Source organism: Streptomyces sp. NBRC 110035, assembly GCF_000829695.1.
Classification (GTDB): Bacteria; Actinomycetota; Actinomycetes; order Streptomycetales; family Streptomycetaceae; genus Streptomyces.
The window spans coordinates 1-19,433 of sequence record NZ_BBNN01000037.1; the positions used below are offsets into that span (position 1 = coordinate 1).

Below are 19,433 nucleotides of genomic sequence, written 5' to 3' on the forward strand. Positions count from 1 at the left end.
AGGCTTTCGCCCATTGTGCAATATTCCCCACTGCTGCCTCCCGTAGGAGTCTGGGCCGTGTCTCAGTCCCAGTGTGGCCGGTCGCCCTCTCAGGCCGGCTACCCGTCGTCGCCTTGGTGAGCCGTTACCTCACCAACAAGCTGATAGGCCGCGGGCTCATCCCTCACCGCCGGAGCTTTTAACCCCCACCCATGCGAGTGGAAGTGTTATCCGGTATTAGACCCCGTTTCCAGGGCTTGTCCCGGAGTGAAGGGCAGATTGCCCACGTGTTACTCACCCGTTCGCCACTAATCCCCACCGAAGTGGTTCATCGTTCGACTTGCATGTGTTAAGCACGCCGCCAGCGTTCGTCCTGAGCCAGGATCAAACTCTCCGTGAATGTTTTCCCGTGATCGGGAGAGCACACACGAGAGCGGAACGGTCGGGCGGAATGGGCCCGGCCGTTCACAGCGTCCTCGCTGTGTTTGTTTCAAAGGAACCTCGTCCCGGCCGAACGGCCGGAGACGGGGTATCAACATATCTGGCGTTGATTTTTGGCACGCTGTTGAGTTCTCAAGGAACGGACGCTTCCTTCGTACTCACCCTCTCGGGCTTTCCTCCGGGCGCTTCCCTTCGGTGTCTCCAACACTACCAGTGTTTCTCCGGCCCCCTGACCACCGTCCTGCGAGCACGCAGAAGATGACCCCGGGATAGGATCTGCAAGTTGGATTTACTGCGGGACAGTGACGTGAGATCACGTCGTTCGGCCCCAGGCAGGTCCTCGACTGTACAGGGGGCCGCGCGGCGGGTGCAAATCAGCAAGAAGATGTGGTCTAGACCTCTAATCGGGCCTCTCGCACGGAACCGGTACTACCGGTGACATACGCTGCATCACAGTGCGCCGTCCGAGACCGACAGTGACGGGCCCCTATGAATCTCCGCCCCTGGGAGGCTTCCCATGACCACCGTGACGTCCCCGCTCGCAGGACGGGCGATCGGACTCGACTCCGTGCCCGATCCCGTCTTCTCCGGGGCCATGGTCGGCCCGGGTGTGGCGATCGACCCCGTACGGGAGCCGTCCACGGCTGTCTCACCCGTCGACGGTGTCGTCGTCTCTCTGCACCCGCACGCGTTCGTCGTGGTCGACGAGAACGGGCACGGCGTGCTCACCCATCTCGGCATCGACACCGTGCAGCTCAACGGTGACGGCTTCGAACTGCTCGTCCACAAGGGCGACACCGTGACCCGCGGTCAGGGCATCGTGCGCTGGGACCCTGCCGCAGTCGAGGCCTCCGGTAAGTCCCCGGTGTGCCCGGTCGTGGCCCTGGACGCCATGGTGGAGGCCCTCTCCGAACTGCGCGACGACAGCGAGGTGAAGGCCGGCGAACGCCTCTTCCTCTGGAAGTAACACCGATGCCGTCTCCCGACGGCCGGCAGGGCAACCCACACAGCGGCGGAAACGTCGCACTACCGGAGACAGTGAGATGGAGACAACGCTGCAAGGCGTCGGCGTGAGCCATGGTGTGGCGATCGGCGAGGTTCGGCACATGGGAACGGCGGTGCTCGAGCCGCCGGCCAGGCAGATCCCGACTGAGGAGGCGGAGCGTGAGCAGGGGCGCGCCCGCAAGGCCGTGGAGGCGGTGGCGGCCGATCTGATGGCGCGCGGCAACCTCGCGGGCGGAGAAGCCCAGGCGGTGCTCGAGGCCCAGGCCATGATGGCCCAGGACCCCGAGCTGATGACGGACGTGGAACGTCGCATCGCCGAAGGCAGCACCGCCGAGCGTGCGGTGTACGACGCGTTCGCCGCCTACCGTGACCTGCTGGCCGCTGCCGGTGAGTATCTGGCGGGCCGTGTGGCCGACCTCGACGACGTGCGGAACCGCATCGTCGCCCGGCTGCTCGGCGTGCCGATGCCGGGTGTCCCGGACAGCGACAAGCCCTACGTTCTGGTGGCCCGTGACCTCGCGCCGGCGGACACGGCGCTGCTGGACCCGGCCCTGGTGCTCGGTTTCGTGACCGAGGAAGGGGGGCCCACCAGTCACAGCGCGATCCTGGCCCGGGCGCTCGGTGTGCCTGCCGTGGTGGCCCTGCCCGGTGCCGGTGAACTCCCCGAGGGGACGCTGATCGCCGTCGACGGCAGTACCGGTGAGATCTTCGTGAACCCGAGCGAGGAGAAGAAGGGGCAGCTCGAGGCCGCTGCGGCCGAGCGCCGGGCGGCGCTCGGCGCGTCGACCGGCCCCGGTGTGACCGCGGACGGTCACACGGTGCCGCTGCTGGCGAACATCGGCGGTCCGGCGGACGTGCCGGCCGCGGTCGAGGCGGGCGCGGAGGGTGTCGGTCTCTTCCGTACCGAGTTCCTCTTTCTGGACGACAGCAGGAACGCTCCCTCCGAGGAGAAGCAGGTCTCGGCCTACCGTCAGGTGCTCGAAGCGTTCCCCGAGGGCCGTGTGGTCGTGCGGGTGCTGGATGCGGGCGCGGACAAACCTCTGGACTTCCTCACCCCGTCGGACGAGCCCAACCCGGCACTGGGCGTACGCGGTCTGCGGTCGCTGCTCGACCACCCCGAGGTGCTGCGCACCCAGCTTTCGGCCCTGGTCAAGGCCTCGGAGGGGCTGCCCGTCCACCTTGAGGTGATGGCCCCGATGGTGGCGGACCGCGCGGACGCCAAGGCCTTCGCCGACGCGTGCCGTGAGGCGGGCCTGCACGCGAAGTTCGGCGCGATGGTCGAGATTCCGTCGGCCGCGCTGCGGGCGCGCTCGATCCTGCGGGAGGTGGAGTTCCTGTCGCTGGGGACGAACGACCTCGCGCAGTACACGTTCGCCGCGGACCGTCAGGTGGGTGCGGTGTCCCGGCTGCAGGATCCGTGGCAGCCCGCGCTGCTCGACCTGATCGCGCTGTCGGCGGAGGCCGCGAAGGCCGAGGGCAAGAGCTGTGGTGTCTGCGGCGAGGCCGCGTCCGACCCGCTGCTCGCCTCGGTGCTGACCGGTCTGGGTGTCACCTCCCTCTCCATGGGGGCGGCGTCCATTCCCTATGTGCGGGCGGCGCTGGCGAAGTTCACTCTGGCGCAGTGCGAGCGGGCCGCGGCGGCGGCCCGTGCGACGGACAGCGCCGAGGAGGCCCGTAGAGCTGCTCAGGCCGTACTGTCGGGCGAGTAGCGGGCAAGCAGGATGCGTCGGGCGGACCGACGACCGCCGCTGCTGTTCCCGGAGGGGCGCTCCGCTCAAGGGGCGCCCCTTTCCGTGGCCCCGCCACCCGCTACCCGCTCAGGGTTCAGTGGCGGTGGCTCGGAGGCGGGCCTTCCCCGAGGTCGGGTGGCTCGCAGTAGTCGACGTTGGACTCCGGCGAGATGAGGTCTCCCGATTCGACGTCGGTGCAGTAGGCGTCGAACACCTCGCCCGCGGTGAGGGGTTCGAGACCCTGGACGCGCAACCGCCAGCCGTGAACGCGGTCGGGGGCGCCCGGGGCGGTGGTCCGCATGACGAGCCCGCCCGGGCTGTCGGTGGCAAGGCCGACGGCCAGCACCGTGGTGAATTCGAGGATCTCGGCGTCGTCCAGTTCGAGATGCCCGCCGTTGTCGTCGGCGTGGAGGACTGCGACCAGGGTCTCGGGGGGTCCGGCGACGCTGCAGACGAGGTGCCGACTTCCAGGACCTGCCGTTTCGAGGATGCGGACGACCAGCTGGGAGGCGCGGGCGAAGGCCTCGCCTCCCAGGTCCTCTCCGCACGTGGGGCAGGCGCCGAGACGGGCGAGCAGCATGGCCGCGTACTCCCAGGTCGCCTGGCGGACGCCCTCGTCGACGAGGGCGGGCAGGAGGTCGGTCAGGGGCTGTCCCTCGTAGGAGACGGTGGGGCCGGTGGCCGCCAGTTCGGCCGTGAAGCGGGTGCGGCTGGCGTGGCTGTCCGGGTCGAGGCCGCGTTGTGCGCAGAACTCCGCGTACTCCTCGGGGTCGAAGAGGGCCAGTGTGGTGTGGCTGCCCTGCAGGGCACGGGACCTGAGGAGGGCCTCCATGTGCTCGAGATACGTACGGTGGTCGTCGAAGGTGAAGCTCCGGTAGTGCCGCATGGCGCGGAAGTCGTGTTCGTCGGTGAGCAGCCCGATGGTGCCCGCGATTTCGCGGCGCAGGACGCGTCGCATGGTTCGGTGGTCGGCGTACGTCATGTCTCCCCCTGCACGGTCGATCAATGCTCACTCACAGTAATCGGGGGTACTGACAACGGCGTCGGGGACCCGGCGGCCGGGGTGGGTTCAGGCTCGTTCGCGGGCCAGGTCCTCGTAGAAGGTGAGCAGATCCAGATTGTCGACGGAGCCGGCGTTGACCGCCTTCTCCAGCGGGGTGCCCTGGAGAAGGCGTTTGACCGGGACCTCGATGCGTTTGCCCGTCAGGGTGTGCGGGACGCCGGGCACCTCGATGATCTCGTCGGGGACGTGGCGTGGGGACAGCTCCTCACGGATGGTTTGCCGGATGCGGCCCGCCAGGTCCTCGTCAAGTACGGCTCCCGGTGCCAGGTGGACGAACAGGGGCATCCAGTAGCCGCCGTCGGGCTGTTCGATGCCGATGACGAGGGATTCCTTGATCTCGGGAAGGCGCTCGACGGCCTCGTAGATGTCCGCCGACCCCATGCGGACGCCCTGGCGGTTGAGCGTGGAATCGGAGCGGCCGTGAATGACGACGGACCCCCGGGAGGTGAGGGTGGTCCAGTCGCCGTGGCGCCAGACGCCGGGGTAGGTGTCGAAGTAGCTGTCGTGGTAGCGGCTGCCGTCGGGGTCGTTCCAGAAGCGGATCGGCATGGACGGCATCGGGTTGGTGACAACGAGCTCGCCGACCTCGTCGGTCAGGGACCTGCCGCCCGGGTCCCAGGACTGCAGGTCGGTGCCGAGACAGGGTGCCTGCAGCTCGCCGACATGGACGGGAAGGGTGGGTACGGCACCGGCGAAGCAGGAGCACACGTCCGTACCACCGCTGACGGAGGCGATCCACAGGTCGTCACGCACCTCGTCGTGCAGCCAGCGGAAACCGTCGGGCGGCAGGGGGGAGCCGGTGGTGGCGACGCACTGCACCGCTGAGAGGTCGAAGTCGCGCGAGGGGTGCACGCCCGCCTTGCGGCAGGCCATGACGTATGCGGCGGAGGTGCCGTAGAGGGTGGCGCCGGTGCGTTCGGCGATCCGCCACTGGGCACCCGTGTCCGGGTAGCCGGGGCTGCCGTCGTACAGGACGACCGTCGTTCCGGTGAGCAGGCCGGAGACGAGGAAGTTCCACATCATCCAGCCGGTCGACGTGTACCAGAAGAAGCGGTCCTCGGGGCCCAGGTCGCAGTGGAGTCCGAGCTGCTTGAGGTGTTCGACCAGGATGCCGCCCTGGGACTGGACGATCGCCTTCGGCAGCCCGGTGGTGCCGGAGGAGTAGAGCACCCAGAGGGGGTGCTCGAAGGGCACCTGCTCGAAGACCGGTTCGGTGTCCGCGGAGGTCAGGGCCTGCCAGTCGAGTGTGCCGTCGGGGGCGTCCGTGCCGAGCAGGGGGATGTGCACGACGGCGCGCAGGGTGGGCAGTTCTCGGCGCAGTTCGGCGACGACGTCCCGGCGGTCGTGCTCCTTGCCCCCGTAGCGGTAGCCGTCGACGGTGAACAGGACGACCGGCTCGACCTGCTGGAAGCGGTCGAGCACGCTGCGGGCGCCGAAGTCGGGCGCACAGGAGGTCCACACGCCGCCCACGGCCGCGGTGGCCAGGAAGGCGACTACGGCCTGCGGGATGTTGGGCAGGTAGCCGCTGACGCGGTCGCCGGGACGTACGCCGAGGGCGCGCAGTCGGGCGGCGAGGGAGCCGACCTGGCGGCGCAGTTCGGTCCAGGTGACAGGTTTCGGGTCGTGGGTCTCGTCGACGTGGAGGAGCGCCGGCTCCTCTGCGCGGGCCGCGGCCGCGCGGAGGGCGTGTTCGGCGTAGTTGAGGGTGGCACCGGGGAACCACTGGGCGCCGGGCATCGAGCGGTCGCCCAGCACGCGCGTGTAGGGGGTCGAGAAGCGGACGTCGAACCACTCCGTGACGGCCTTCCAGAAGGTTTCCGGCTCGTCCACGGACCAGCGGTGCAGTTCCGCGTAGCCGCCCTCGGCGGGCGCGCCGTGGTGCTCGGCCGCCCATGTGTGGAACCGGGTGATCCGGGCACGGGCGATGCGTTCCGGATCTGGCTGCCAGAGCGGCTGGGGGTTCACGGTCGACATGGGCGGCTCCCGGACTGTGCGCGTCGTGTGCGTCCCGCGCGCACGGGCTGGGGTGTGCGCGTGACGCGGCTGACAGGGACGATGCCACGTGATCGTCTTCCGTACCAGAGGACGGCCCACACGGTCCCGGTCGTGAAGATGTGGTCCGATCATGGGTGAACGGCAGTTGAACGACACTCCCGCGAGGTGCCGGCAGTGGCAGGGTGAGCACCATGGACGGTCGTGACCTGGTGCGTTCGGTGAAATCGGTGGGCTCGGTGGGGACGGCGCAGGGTTTGCGTACCGTACGGGCAGCGTGGCGCAGGCGGCGGGCCGATGCCACCGGGCTGCCGCCCCGCGGTGCGGAGCGCGCGCGTGTTCCCGGGCCGGTGCGGGAGGTGGAGCCCGGGCCCGGAGGGGGTGTCGTCCGGTTCGGCCGTGCCGAGCTGCGGATCCGGGTCGCCGTGAACGGGGCCGTCTTCTGGGGCTGGGACGGGGCGGCTCCGGAGCCGTCGTACGCACTGGCCGGGCGCTGTCCCGAACCGGATCCGCGAGCGGTGCTGGAGCCGGACACCGACGGCGGCTGGCGGGTGGTCGCCGAGCGGGTGACGGTCGCCGTCTCGAGGCACGGCGCGGTGGAGGTACTCACTCCGGGAGGCGTGGTGCTGCGTCGGGAGCTGCCACCGCGGTGGTGGGAGCCGGTGGCAGGAGGCCCGCCACGCTGGATGCAGCGGTCCGAGGTACGTGCCGACGCACGGTTCTTCGGGCTCGGTGGGCGGGCCTCGGGGCCGTGGCTGCGGGACGGTACCTACCGGCTGTGGAACACGGGTCCCGGTCTCGGTTTCGGGCCTGGCGACGCTCCGCCGCCCGTCACGATGCCGGTGCAGCTGGTGGTGGCCGACGCGGGCACGCATCTCGCGTTCCACGACAGTTCGTGGGACGGCACCGTCACGTTGCGGGAGGGAGAGGAGGGCTCCGGTTCCGGGCACGACCGGGCGGGGACCAGCGAGCTGCGGATGGACGGAGGGCCGCTGCGCTGCTGGGTGGTGGTGGGCACTCCCGCGCGGGTGCTGCTCGCCTGGGCGTCACTGACCGGTGCTCCCGCGCTGCCGCCCGCGTGGGCCCTCGGACATCATCACGCGCGGTGGGGCGACGACGGTGAGCAGGAGGTGCGGCGGACCGTCGCCGGCCACCAGGAGCACGGGCTGCCGCTCGACGCCGTCCACCTCGGCAGCGGCCACCACGACGCCCACCAGGGGTTCACCGTGGACCAGGAGCGGTTTCCCAAGCTGTCGGCGCTGGCCGACGAGCTGCGGCGGGACGGGATCCGGCTGGTGTCGGTCGTCGGCCCTGCGGTCCCTGCCGGGGACGGCCGTGCCGTGTACGACGCGGGGGCGGCCCGGGACGCGTTCGTGCGCGACGCGTCGGGAGACGTCGTCCAGGGTGTGTCCCGGCCCGGGGACGTGGTCTTCCCCGACTTCACCCACCCGCGCGTGCGCGCGTGGTGGGGCGATCTGTACGCGGAGCGGCTGGAGCAGGGGTTCGCGGGCTTCTGGCACGACATGAACGAGCCGATGTCGTTCACCGCGTTCGGGGAGCCGACGCTCCCCCGCTCGGCCCGTCACGCCCTGGACGGACGGGACGGTGATCACCGCGAGGCGCACAACGTGTACGCACTGTGCATGGCCAGGGCGGCTCACGAGGGCCTGCGGGCGCTGCTGCCCGAGGAGCGGCCGTTCCTGTTCTCGCGCTCGGGCTGGGCCGGCATGCAGCGCTACGGCGGGATCCTGTCGGGGGAAGTGGCCACGGGCTGGCCCGGTCTGCGGGCCTCGCTGGCCCTGGTGCTGGGGCTCGGGCTGTGCGGGGTCCCTTACACGGGGCCGGACGTCGGCGGCACCGGCGGACATCCGTCTCCCGAGCTGTATCTGCGGTGGCTCCAGCTGGGCGCCCATCTGCCGCTGTTCCGCACCCGCGCGGGGACGGGTACAGGACACAGGGAGCCGTGGGAGTCCGGTACCGAGGTGCTGGCGCACGCGCGCGCGGTCCTCGTCGAGCGCCGGCGGCTGCAACCGTACTTCGTGACTCTGGCGCATCTGGCCCGGCGTACCGGGGCTCCCTATGTGCGGCCGCTGTGGTGGTCGGCGCCGGAGGACCGGGGGCTGCGCGACTGCGAGGACGCCTTCCTGCTGGGCGACAGCCTGCTGGTGGCACCGGTGCTGGATCCGGGTGTGGAGCGGCGTACGGTACGGCTGCCCGGCGGGCGCTGGTACGAGACGGCGACGGGCCGGGCGTTCGACGGGCCTGCTCAGGTGGTGGTCGATGCGCCCCTGGACCGCGCTCCGGTGTTCGCCCGCGCGGGCTCCGTCATTCCCGTGTGCGGGGAGGACGGGGGGCTGGAACTGGAGGTGTGGGCGCCCGTCAGGGGGCGGACCGGCGGCGGGACGGTCGTCGCGGACGCCGGCGACGGCTGGGAGGAGCCGGACCTCGAGCGGTACACCGCCCGCCGGGCGGGCTCCCGGATCGTGGTCGAGCGGGAGAGCGAGAACGGCACCGGCCGCTTCCCCCACCCGGTGCGCGTCCGTGGGCTGGGGCCCGACTGATCGGGGCGGGGCACGGCCCGCCTCCCGGCCGGGCCTGCGGACGGCGGGACCGAGGCGCGGCGTCGCGTCAGATGTACCGTCCCTCGAACCAGGCCCGCACGGCACGCGTGTGCAGCGGGAAGGCGAGTTCCTCCGCGCGCCGCAGCAGGCGCCGGCCCTCCGTCTCGTCCGTGGCGTCCGGCGGCGGCAGCCCTTCCGCGGGACGTTCCGGGAGCAGCCCGAACAGCAGCAGGTGTCCGTCGGGCGAGCTCATGGCGTCGGCAAGTCGTACCTCCCGGCTCGCCACGTCGATGCCGGTCTCCTCCCGGAGTTCGCGGACGACGGCCTGGCGCCAGTCCTCCCGGTCGTCGATGTAACCGCCGGGCAGGGCCGTGCCTCCGCGCGCGGGGGCGATGGTCCGGGTGACGACGACGAGGGCGGTGCCCTTCGGGTCGTACACGGGCTGGAGGGCGACCGCGACCGGCAGCGGGTTGCGATAGGTGGCGGTGCCGCATGCCGGGCAGGTGCGGGGCCAGCCCGAGACGCCCTCGCCGAAGGGCGTGCCGCAGCTCGAGCAGTGGGAGTCCGGCACGGGATCAGGGCCGGGGGTCTGGGTTCTGGGCACGCGCGGACTGTAGCCGATCGGGGCGGAGGCGTCTCCGGGGAGTGTCCGGGGGCTGTTCAGCGGTGGCCGGTGAGCGGCCCCCGGGACACCGGAGAGCGGCGGAGAGTCGTGTCATGTCTTCTGCGTCCATCAGGCTGCGGGGTCTGCGGGGAAGCGTCCTGCCCTTGCCCGCTCGGTCATGGCACGCTCCTGACGACCCGTCGGGAGTTCTGGTCGGGGTGCCGGTGTCAAAGCTGTGCCCCGTGGAGGTGCTGTGACACGTGAGCGCACACCGGTGACCGCGGGATGGTCCGCCGAGGACGAGGGCGGATTCCGGCTCCTCGGCACCCGCTGTTCGGGCTGCGCCCGGGTCTTCTTCCCACGAGGGGAAGGCCGTTGCCGCAATGCGTGATGCCGGGAAGGCGGCCTGGTGGAGGCGTCGTCATGCTCCCGTGCGCTCCTGGACGGGCGGCCTTCGCTTCACCCTCCCGCCGGTGGCCGACCTGACGACCGGCGGGGCGGCGGGCCTGGAGACACGCGCCCGTCCGGAGGCAGGCGAGGGCCTGGCCCGTGCCTGCTGCCCCCGAGCAGCGGTCCGCAGGAGACGCTGTCTCCCCTTCACGTCAACGTGTTCGCCGGCACCCCCGCCGGCCTCGGTGGGCCGGCCGCACTGTACGACGCCGCGTGCGCGAGGCGGACGCTGTGCGACGAGTCGGGGCGGTGCCCGCCGCGGAGGGCGTGGAGACGAAGAGCCAGTACGCGGCAGCGCCGGCGCACGGTGCCCGGTTGACGCGGGGCGAGCTGTTCGCGCCGTCCGCGCGGCTGTCCGTACCCGTCCGGTCCCGCACGGTACGGAGAGGGCCGTGGCACTGGCCGGAGAAGGTCCGGGACCGCCTCCGGTTCAGGTGGTGACGGCCTGGCGGCGCTGCGCCGCCTGTGCCATGGCGTGCTGGACGACGCCGACGAGGACGGTCTTGACCGACTCGCGGTCCCGGGCGTCACCCATCAGGAGCGGTACGTCCGGGTCGAGATCGAGCGCCCGGCGGACGTCCTCGGCCGGGTAACGCGCTGCTCCCTCGAAGCAGTTGACGCCGACGAGGAACGGTATGGAGCGCCGCTCGAAGTAGTCGACGGCCGCGAAGCAGTCCTCCAGCCGCCGGGTGTCGGCGAGGACGACGGCGCCGAGGGCGCCCTCGGCGAGCTCGTCCCACATGAACCAGAACCGCTCCTGGCCGGGCGTGCCGAAGAGGTACAGCACCAGATCCTCGCGGAGCGTGATGCGTCCGAAGTCCATGGCCACCGTGGTGGTGTTCTTGGCCTCCACCCCGCTGAGGTCGTCGACCGGGCGCCCTGCCTCGGTGAGCAGTTCCTCGGTGCGCAGCGGCCTGATCTCACTGACCGCGCCGACGAGCGTGGTCTTGCCCACGCCGAAGCCGCCGGCCACCAGGATCTTGAGTGTGACGGGCTCGACCGGTGGCTTGCCGCGCTCAGAACGCCCGAAGATCATCGTACTTTTCTCCTGCTCGGTGAAGGTCCCGCGGTGGACCGTAGCCGCCACCGCCGGGGGTTTCGACGACGAGCACGTCGCCGGGGTGGACGTCCGCCGAATCGCTGCCGTCGAGTGGGGTGACGCAACCGTCCGCGCGGTCGATCCGGTTGGCGCCGAGCGCCCCGGGGGCGCCGCCCGCCATGCCGTACGGGGGGACCCTGCGGTGCTGGGACAACGTGGAAACGGTCATGGGTTCCAGGAACCGGATGCGGCGGACCGCGCCGTCCCCGCCGCGCCACCGGCCTGCTCCGCCGCTGCCCGCGCGCACGGCGAACGCGTCGACGCGGACGGGCAGTCGCCACTCCAGGACCTCGGGGTCGGTGAGGCGCGAGTTGGTCATGTGGGTCTGCACGACGGAGGATCCGGGAAAACCGTCCCCCGCGCCCGAGCCGGAGGCGACGGTCTCGTAGTACTGGTGGCGGTCGTTGCCGAAGGTGACGTTGTTCATGGTGCCGGAGCCCTCGGCCTGGATGCCGAGCGCCGCGTAGAGAGCGCCGGTGATGCTCTGGGAGGTCTCCACGTTGCCCGCGACGACGGCGGCGGGTGACCGGGGGGCCAGCATGGAGCCGGGCGGCACGATGATCCGCAGCGGCCGCAGGCAGCCGTCGTTGAGCGGGATGTCGTCGCCGACCAGGGTGCGGAAGACGTACAGGACTGCCGCGTTGACGACCGAGAAGGGAGCGTTGAAGTTGGTGGGCAACTGCGCTGTGGTGCCCGTGAAGTCGATGGTGGCGGAGCGGTCCGCGCGGTCCACGCGCACGCTCACGCGGATGACGGCGCCGGAGTCGGTCTCGTAGGCGTACTCGCCGTCCCCGAGGGTGTCGATGACGCGGCGTACCGAGTCCTCGGCGTGGTCCTGGACGTGCCGCATGTACGCCTGGACCACGTCGAGGCCGAAGTTCTCGATCATCCGGCCGACCTCGTCGACGCCCTTCCGATTGGCGGCGATCTGGGCGCGCAGGTCGGCGAGGTTGGTCTGCGGGTTGCGGGAGGGGTACCGGGCGTCGGTCAGGAGGCCGAGGGTCTCCTCCTCGCGGAACCGGCCGTTCTCGGCGAGCAGCCAGTTGTCGAAGAGGACGCCTTCCTCGTCGATGCTGCGGCTGCCGGCGGGCATGGACCCCGGGGCGATGCCGCCGATCTCGGCGTGATGGCCGCGGGAGGCGACGTGGAAGAGGACCTTCCTGTCACCCCGCGTGGTGCCGACGGGCCCGGTGCCGAAGACCGGGGTGATCACGGTGACGTCGGGGAGATGGGTGCCGCCGTGATACGGGTCGTTCACGGCGTAGGTGTCACCCGGGCGCATGGTGGAGCCGCGCCGCCGGATGACCTCCTTGACGCCGGTGCCCATCGAGCCCAGGTGGACGGGGATGTGGGGGGCGTTGGCCACCAGGTTTCCGTCCGGGTCGAAGAGGGCGCAGGAGAAGTCCAGGCGCTCCTTGATGTTGACGGACTGGGCGGTGGACTCGAGGCGGGCGCCCATCTGTTCGGCGATGGACATGAAGAGGTTGTTGAAGATCTCAAGCATCACCGGGTCGACTTCCGGGGCGGCCCCCCTGTCCGTTTCCGTGCCCGGACCGGAACTCCGCGTCATCTCGACGCGTTCCATGACCAGATGCCCGTCCTGGTTCGGAGCGGCCCGCCAGCCTTCGTCGACGACGGTCGTGGCGCCGGCCTCGGTGATGATCGCCGGGCCGGTGACCGCCTCGCCGGGCGGAAGGTCCTCGCGGCGGTGGAGGGGGACGTCGCGCCAGGTGCCGCCGGTGTGGAGGCGGACGGGGCGCGCAACGGCGGGGCGGCCTTCGTAGGGGGCGAGGGCGGAGAGATCGGGGGGCTCGGTGATGCCCGTGGCTTCGACGGAGAGGGCTTCGACGACGATCGGGCGGTCGAGCGTGAAGGAGTAGGTGGCGCGATGACGTTCTTCGAAGGCGCGGCGCATGACGGTGGGGTCGGTCAGTTCGACCGTGAGGGTGGTGTCGGTGCCGTCGTAGCAGAGCTGTGCGCGCCGGGTGGCCTCGATCCGGTCCTCGGGGACGTCCTCGGCAAGGAGTTCGGCGCGGGCCGCCGCTTCCAGGTCGTCGGCGATCCGGTGGATGCCGGGCATCTCGGCGGGTTCCAGGGGTGCCTCGACGGAGTGTTCGCGCATGGCCGTGGTGTCGGCCAGACCGATGCCGAGCGCGGAGAGGACACCCGCCATGGGCGGCACCAGGACGGTACGGACACCGAGGGAGTCGGCGACTTTGCACGCGTGCTGTCCGCCCGCACCGCCGAAGGTGGTGAGGGTGTAACGGGTGATGTCGTGGCCCTTCTGGACGGAGATCCGCTTCACCGCGACGGCGATGTCGGCGACGGCGATCCGCAGGTAGCCCTCGGCGACCTGCTCCGGGGTGCGGTCGTCGCCGGTCCGTTCGCGGATCTCGCGCGCGAGGATGGTGAAGCGGTCGCGGACGAGTCCGGCGTCGAGGGGCTGGTCGCCGTTCGGGCCGAACACCGCGGGGAAGTGGGCGGGCTGGATGCGTCCGAGCATGACGTTGGCGTCGGTGACGGCGAGCGGTCCGCCGGCCCGGTAGCAGGCGGGGCCGGGGTCGGCGCCGGCCGAGTCCGGGCCCACGCGGTAGCGGGAGCCGTCGAAGTGGAGGACCGAGCCGCCGCCTGCGGCGACGGTGTGGATGTCCAGCATGGGAGCGCGCAGCCGGACACCGGAGATCTGTGTGGTGAAGACGCGTTCGTAGTCCCCGGCGAAGTGGGAGACGTCGGTGGAGGTGCCGCCCATGTCGAAGCCGATGACCCGGTCGAAGCCGGCGAGCTGCGACATGCGGGCCATCCCGACGATGCCGCCGGCCGGACCGGACAGGACAGCGTCCTTGCCGCGGAACTGGGCGGCTTCGGCGAGGCCGCCGTTGGACTGCATGAACATCAGCCGTACGCCGTCGAGTGCGTCGGCCACCTGCCGGACGTGGCGGCGCAGCACGGGCGAGAGGTAGGCGTCGACGACGGCCGTGTCCCCGCGCGGGACGAGTCGCATCAGCGGGCTGACCTCGCTGGACAGCGAGATCTGCGGGAAGCCGATGCGGGCGGCGAGTTCCCCGACCGCCTGTTCGTGGGCAGGGTGGAGGTGACTGTGCATGCAGACCACGGCGACGGCGCGGATGCCGTCGGCGTGGGCCCGCTGCAACGGCCCGCCGAGGGCGGCGAGGTCGGGGGCGCGCAGGACGGTGCCGTCGGCGGCGACACGTTCGTCCACTTCGACGACCCGTTCGTACAGCAGCTCGGGCAGTTCGATGCGGCGGGCGAAGATGGCGGGGCGGTCCTGGTAGGCGATGCGCAGGGCGTCGCGGAAGCCGCGGGTGACGACCAGGAGGGTGCGTTCGCCGGTGCGCTCCAGGAGGGCGTTGGTGGCGACCGTGGTTCCCATGCGTACGGACTCGACAGGATCGCGGGAGCCGGCCAGCAGTTCGCGGACGCCCGCGACCGCCGCGTCGGCGGCGGGTTGCGCCTCGCCGGGGGGAGGTCCGGGCCGGTCGGGGGCCGGGTTGTCCGACAGCAGTTTGCGGGTGAGGAGCCGCCCGTCGGGGCGGCGGGCGACAATGTCGGTGAAGGTGCCGCCCCGGTCGACCCAGAACTGCCAGCCTGTCACGTCAGTACCTCGCTTCCGTGCCGCTCACAGCGCCCGGAGGCCGTTGATCACGTCGCGCAGAATACTCTCGTCCGGCAGTTCGGCAGGGGGGACGGGCCGGTTCACGTGGACGGTTTCCAGGTCGACGAGATCACCGACGAGGACGCGTACCACTCCGATCGGCAGGTCCAGTTCCGCCGCGAGTTCCGCGACCGTCTGCGGAGTGGCACGGCACAGTTCGACGATGTCGACGTGTTCCGGGGAGAGTGTGGGGTCCGTCTCCGGATCGTCGGCGTCGGGTTCGGTGACGACCACTGCGATCAGGTCGAGGCGGTGCTGGGCCGCACTCGAGGTGCGGCCCCGCGTCATGGCATACGGACGGACGACCGGTCCGGCCTCGTCGTCGAACCAGTGGCTTCTTCCCTCGCCGTCAGCGCTCATGCCGTCCCACTACCCACCCGGGGGCAGATCGGTACGCGGTTCGGAATCCAGATGCGGCCCGACCCGCTTCACCAGGAGGGTCATCTCGTAGGCGACCTGCCCGACGTCCGAGTCGGCGTCGGCGAATACGGCGAGACAGCTGCCGTCTCCGGCGGCGGTGACGAACAGGAACGCCTCGTCGAGTTCGACGATGGTCTGGCGGACGCTGCCTGCCTCGAAGTGGCGGCCCACCCCCTTGGCGAGGCTGTGGAATCCGGAGGCGACGGCGGCCAGATGTTCGCTGTCCTCGCGGGTGAGGTCCTGGGAGGCCCCTGTGGCGAGGCCGTCGCCGGAGAGCACGACGGCCTTTCGGATACTCGCGACGCGGGCCACGAGGTCGTCGAGGAGCCAGTTGAGCTCCCCCTTGCCGTCGCCGGCGTGGCCGGTCGTGTGCGGTGCGGTCATCGACCGTCCCCCTTAGCCGTTCCTGGTCGGTTCTGGTCGGTTCTGGTCGTTTCTCGTGGGACTGCCCCGCCGGAGGTGTTGTCGCGCGTGGCGTTCTCCTCACGGCCGCGCTGCCAGCCGCGCTGGAGCGAGGCCATGCGGCTGCGCACTTCCTCCGCATCCCGTTCGACGGGCTGGGATCTCTCCTCGTTCCGTCGTGGCGCGCTCCGTTTGAGCTGAGTAGAGAGGCTGGCCTGCCGTACGCGCCGGGGCAGCGAGGCGGGGCCGGCCGGGCCTCCGGTGCCTGTGTCCTGCGGGGCGCTGCCCGAGCCCGGATCCGCCGCGGAGTGTTCCTGGCGGGGGTCGGCCGCGACCGCGGGGCGTGCGGGACCGTCCGGGAAGTCACCGGCGGCCGGGGCGACGGGGCCGTGGGGCGCCCGGTCCGCGGGACGGTCTCCGGCGTGTGCGCCGATGCGGGGACGGGACGCCGCCCCCCGCCGACGGGCGGGCAGGGGCGGCGGCTTCTCGCCCTCGGAGGGCCCCGGATCCCGGTTCGGGGAGGGTTGCTCACCTCGGCGGCGGGCCGGCAGTACGGGCGCCGGTTCCTGCTCCGGGCGGGCGGACGGGGTGCCGGTGTCCTGGTCCGTCCGTTCCCGGCGGGCGTGCTCGTCGCCGACGGGGCGTCCGTGGGAGCTGACCAGCTTGGGCGTTCCCCTGCGGAACGGGGCCTCCGTCCGTCCTTCCGTGTCCAGGTCCGCTCCGACGCCGTTGCCCTTGCCGGGGGCCTGCTGCTGGGGCTCGTGGCGGTGGCCCGGCCGGTCCTCCTTGGTGCGGGACGGGAAGCGGCGGCGCCCGAACAGGCCGCCGTGCTCGTCGTCCTCGTCCGCGGGCGCGTCCGGGTAGTCGTCGAGGGCGTCCAGACCGACGGGTGCCTCGAGTTCGACCGGGCCGTCCAGGAGCGCGGCGGGCAGTCCCGGCGGTTGGGCGGGCACCTGGGAGAGCGCGAGGCGGCGGCTGTCCTCCGGCTGCCGGTCCTTGGCGCGCCGGGGCCGGTCGAGACGGAAGCCGACGCCGTTGGTGTCGGGGACGTCGTCGGTGAGGAGCGCGTCCGGGATGAAGACGACCGCGGTGGTGCCGCCGTAGGGAGACGGCTGCAGCGAGACCCGGACGTTCTGCCGCTGTGCGAGACGGCTGACCACGAACAGTCCGAGCCGGTCGGTGTCGGAGAGCTCGAACTCCGGTGTCTCGGCGAGCCGCAGGTTGGCGTCGAGCAGCGCCTCGGCGGCCATGCCGAGACCCCGGTCGTGGATCTCCAGGGTGAAGCCGTTGGCCACGCGCTCCCCCAGGACCTGGACTGCGGTGTGCGGCGGGGAGAACACCGTCGCGTTCTCCAGGAGTTCGGCCACCAGATGGGTCAGGTCGGCGACGGCGGGGCCGGTGACGGCGACCCGCGGCAGCCGGCGGACCTCGATGCGCTCGTAGTCCTCGACCTCGGCGACGGCGGCGCGCACGACGTCCATGAGCTGGACGGGCTTGCGCCACTGCCGGGAGGGCGCGGCGCCGGACAGGATCACCAGACCCTCGGCGTGCCGGCGCATACGGGTGGTGAGGTGGTCCAGGCGGAACAGGTCGGCGAGTTCCTCGGTGTCGTCGGTCCTGCGCTCCATGGTGTCGAGGAGGGTGAGCTGCTTGTGCAGCAGGACCTGGCTGCGACGGGCGAGGTTGACGAAGACCTCCGAAACGCCCGCGCGCAGTTCGGACTGCTTGACGGCCGCCTCCACGGCGGCGCGCTGCAGGGTGTTGAGGGCCTGGCCCACCTCGCCGATCTCGTTCCTGTCGTACTCCAGGCGGGGTACCTCGGTCTCGACGTCCACCTGTTCGCCCGCGGAGAGGCGGCGCATCACACCGGGCAGTCGCACCCCGGACGCCTCGTGGGCCTCCAGACGCAGGTGCCGCAGGTCGCGGATGAGGCCGCGGCCGACGCGCACGGACAGGACGAGCGAGACCAGCAGGGCGACGAGTCCGAGGAGGCCGGCGACGACGGCCTGGGTGATGACGCCCATGGCGACGGGGCGGACGCGGTCCTGGTAGCGGTCACTCGCCTGGTCGTTGAGGGTGGCGAGTTCCCCGAGCACATGACCGGCCGCGGTGTCCCAGCTCTTCGCGGTGATCCCGCGGGGCGGACCGGTGCCGGAGGAGACGGCCGCTTCCTCGGCGACCCGCAGCGGAGCGGACGCCGCGTTCTTCCAGAAGCTCTCGTAGCGGTCCCGTTCCGACGCGGGCAGCTGCGGCAGGCCGACGCCGTACAGCAGCGTGCGCTGGGCCATGAAGTCGGAGATGTCCCGGACCTCGGAGGGGGAGAGCGTACCGACGATGAGGGCGGAGCCGAGCAGGGCGTCCTCGCGGGCGAGGAGTTCACGGGCGCGGGCGAGACTGACGAGGGCGCGGTACTGCTTGTCCAGCCCGACGTCGTCGACCACGTGCAAATCGGCCAACAGGATGTAGCACGGGTCGACCAGCCCGTTGTAGAGGTCGAGGGCCTGGGAGCGGTCGACGGTGCCGTCCTCGACACTGCGGCGCAGGGACTCGATGCCCTCGAGGGAGTCCAGTACCGCGTTCAGTGCTTCGGTGTCCTGGCCCATCGCCTCACGCACATCGGGTTTCGCCGCGTTCTCCCGCACGCTGTCGACGGCCTTGTCGGTGGCGATCCGGCTGCGGCGGAGTGCGGCGAGTCCGTCGGAGGCACGCGGGTCGGCAAGGTGGACGAGGGTCTGGCGGCGTTCCTGCTGGAGGACGCGGACGGTGTCCTCCACGGGGTAACCGACCTCTTCCATCACCGACGACACATCGAACAGATGGCTTGCCTCACGGCCCGTCAGCACGGTGGTGAAGGCCCAGATCGTCGTCAGGGACACCAGCGGCACGAGAAGCAGCGCCACGATCTTCCGGCGGATGGACTTCCCGCGAAAGCGCATGGCCTCCCCCAGCTCGGCTCCCGGAACAGCCAGGAGCACACATGTGCGTCAATAAACGGCGCGAGCCTACTACCGCGTCACGGCCAACTCGAAGAGCTCTCCGGAATCCGAACTTCCGCACCGACGGCGAGACATGGCGAGTTGTCCGGGCATTGTGTGAGATTGACTCCCGGTTCACAGGGGGCCGACGGGCTGGGCCGTAGCGCCCGCGGGTAGGGTTTTGGCCGATTCCTTTCCATACGCGGGAATCTTTGTGACGTGCCGTTCGTCCTTCTCTGTGGGCGGTGGGGACGGAATCGGCCACAGGAGCCACGTCCCGCATCCGGGCGGCTTAAATCAGTGCAAGCCGGGCAGTCGTTGGGGAACCGGGTCTTCGAGCCCGGGAAAGCGGTCTGCCGGCGGTGGGGAGTGACACGTTGATGGGCACGGCGGAGCGGTACAGGTCGCCCGAGGGCGACGCGGGGGCACGGGTGGTGGAGCGGCCGGACACCGGGACTCCGAACCGCGGCGAGCCCTCGGCCGGAAGAGGGGCGGCCGGCGCCCGGGACCTTCCGGCGACCGGGACCGACCGGGTGCCGGCGGGTGCGACCGGGACACCGCCTGCCGGAACCACCGGTGGGAACGACCGCGTTCGGACCGAGGCCCCCCGGCGGCCGAACCACCGGCCGTTGTGGGCCGAGGAGCCCGCGCGGCGGCGCCGGTTGCCGGATCCGGTGCGTACGTCGGCCGTGCGGGCGGTCATCATCGTCGCGATCACGCTGATTCAGGCCATGGTGGCCTTCCTCTGCACGCTCGCCGGTTCCTGGCTCGCGTTCCCCATGGTCATCAGCAGTGTCGTCAGCACCATCCTGGCCACCTGGGGTGTCCTCGACGTGTGGGTGACCCGCCAGGTCTGGAACCAGCGCAACGGCGTGGTGTCCGCACCCAGCAGCACCGCGCGGGGCCTGCGGCGCGAGCGGCGCCATGCCCGTCGCCAGGAGCGGTCCGCGCAGCGTGCGCAGGCGCGCATACGCCGGCAGGGCGGCGGCACCGGTCAGCTGTCCCACCCCTGATCCCGCCCTCCCCCTGCTGCTCCGCC

The 19,433-nt window shown here is 71.3% G+C and carries 12 protein-coding genes and 1 rRNA gene; 4 read left to right on the plus strand and 9 right to left on the minus strand.

Annotated elements, in window-relative coordinates; translation table 11 throughout:
* Positions 1–379 (minus strand): 16S ribosomal RNA (locus TU30_RS25085); the annotation flags it as partial.
* Between the two features lie 558 nt (positions 380–937).
* On the opposite strand from TU30_RS25085, the gene TU30_RS25090 reads away from it, so the two are divergent.
* Positions 938–1,387 (plus strand): PTS glucose transporter subunit IIA, encoded by a 450-nt coding sequence (locus TU30_RS25090; RefSeq protein ID WP_042173926.1) that lies wholly within the window; start codon positions 938–940, stop codon positions 1,385–1,387.
* A 76-nt stretch (positions 1,388–1,463) separates the two neighbouring features.
* Positions 1,464–3,134 (plus strand): phosphoenolpyruvate--protein phosphotransferase, encoded by a 1,671-nt coding sequence (gene ptsP / locus TU30_RS25095; protein ID WP_042173928.1) that lies wholly within the window; start codon positions 1,464–1,466, stop codon positions 3,132–3,134.
* Between the two features lie 115 nt (positions 3,135–3,249).
* Here the strand turns inward: ptsP and TU30_RS25100 are convergent, their stop codons facing one another.
* Entirely contained in the window at positions 3,250–4,137 is an 888-nt protein-coding gene (locus TU30_RS25100) for a hypothetical protein (RefSeq protein WP_042173930.1), read from the minus strand.
* Positions 4,138–4,224: 87 nt separating this feature from the next.
* Positions 4,225–6,192: an acetoacetate--CoA ligase gene (locus TU30_RS25105; protein ID WP_042173932.1), complete on the minus strand. Its 1,968-nt coding sequence runs from the start codon at positions 6,190–6,192 to the stop codon at positions 4,225–4,227.
* 212 nt (positions 6,193–6,404) lie between these two features.
* Here TU30_RS25105 and TU30_RS25110 point away from each other — a divergent pair, with 212 nt between their 5' ends.
* A complete protein-coding gene (locus tag TU30_RS25110; RefSeq protein WP_078878504.1) occupies positions 6,405–8,771 on the plus strand; it encodes a glycoside hydrolase family 31 protein in 2,367 nt (788 codons plus the stop codon).
* A 67-nt stretch (positions 8,772–8,838) separates the two neighbouring features.
* Here the strand turns inward: TU30_RS25110 and TU30_RS25115 are convergent, their stop codons facing one another.
* From TU30_RS25115 to TU30_RS25145, 6 genes are all read right to left on the minus strand, one after another.
* The gene (locus tag TU30_RS25115) at positions 8,839–9,375 is read right to left on the minus strand and encodes an NUDIX domain-containing protein (protein ID WP_042173937.1); all 537 of its coding nucleotides are present in this window, start codon (positions 9,373–9,375) and stop codon (positions 8,839–8,841) included.
* 880 nt (positions 9,376–10,255) lie between these two features.
* Positions 10,256–10,861 (minus strand): ATP/GTP-binding protein, encoded by a 606-nt coding sequence (locus TU30_RS25125; RefSeq protein ID WP_042173940.1) that lies wholly within the window; start codon positions 10,859–10,861, stop codon positions 10,256–10,258.
* Positions 10,842–14,537, minus strand: coding sequence for a hydantoinase B/oxoprolinase family protein (locus tag TU30_RS25130; protein ID WP_042173942.1), 3,696 nt, complete (start codon positions 14,535–14,537; stop codon positions 10,842–10,844). Before TU30_RS25130 ends, TU30_RS25125 begins: the two co-directional genes overlap by 20 nt.
* Positions 14,538–14,561: 24 nt before the next feature.
* Entirely contained in the window at positions 14,562–14,957 is a 396-nt protein-coding gene (locus tag TU30_RS25135) for a DUF742 domain-containing protein (protein WP_042173944.1), read from the minus strand.
* 9 nt (positions 14,958–14,966) lie between these two features.
* A complete protein-coding gene (locus tag TU30_RS25140; RefSeq protein ID WP_042173946.1) occupies positions 14,967–15,401 on the minus strand; it encodes a roadblock/LC7 domain-containing protein in 435 nt (144 codons plus the stop codon).
* Positions 15,398–18,355, minus strand: coding sequence for a nitrate- and nitrite sensing domain-containing protein (locus TU30_RS25145; protein ID WP_042173948.1), 2,958 nt, complete (start codon positions 18,353–18,355; stop codon positions 15,398–15,400). Before TU30_RS25145 ends, TU30_RS25140 begins: the two co-directional genes overlap by 4 nt.
* 419 nt (positions 18,356–18,774) lie before the next feature.
* Between TU30_RS25145 and TU30_RS25150 the strand changes: the two genes are divergently transcribed.
* On the plus strand, positions 18,775–19,407 hold the full coding sequence (locus TU30_RS25150) for a hypothetical protein (protein ID WP_042173950.1): 633 nt from the start codon (positions 18,775–18,777) through the stop codon (positions 19,405–19,407).
* Positions 19,408–19,433: the final 26 nt, after the last annotated feature.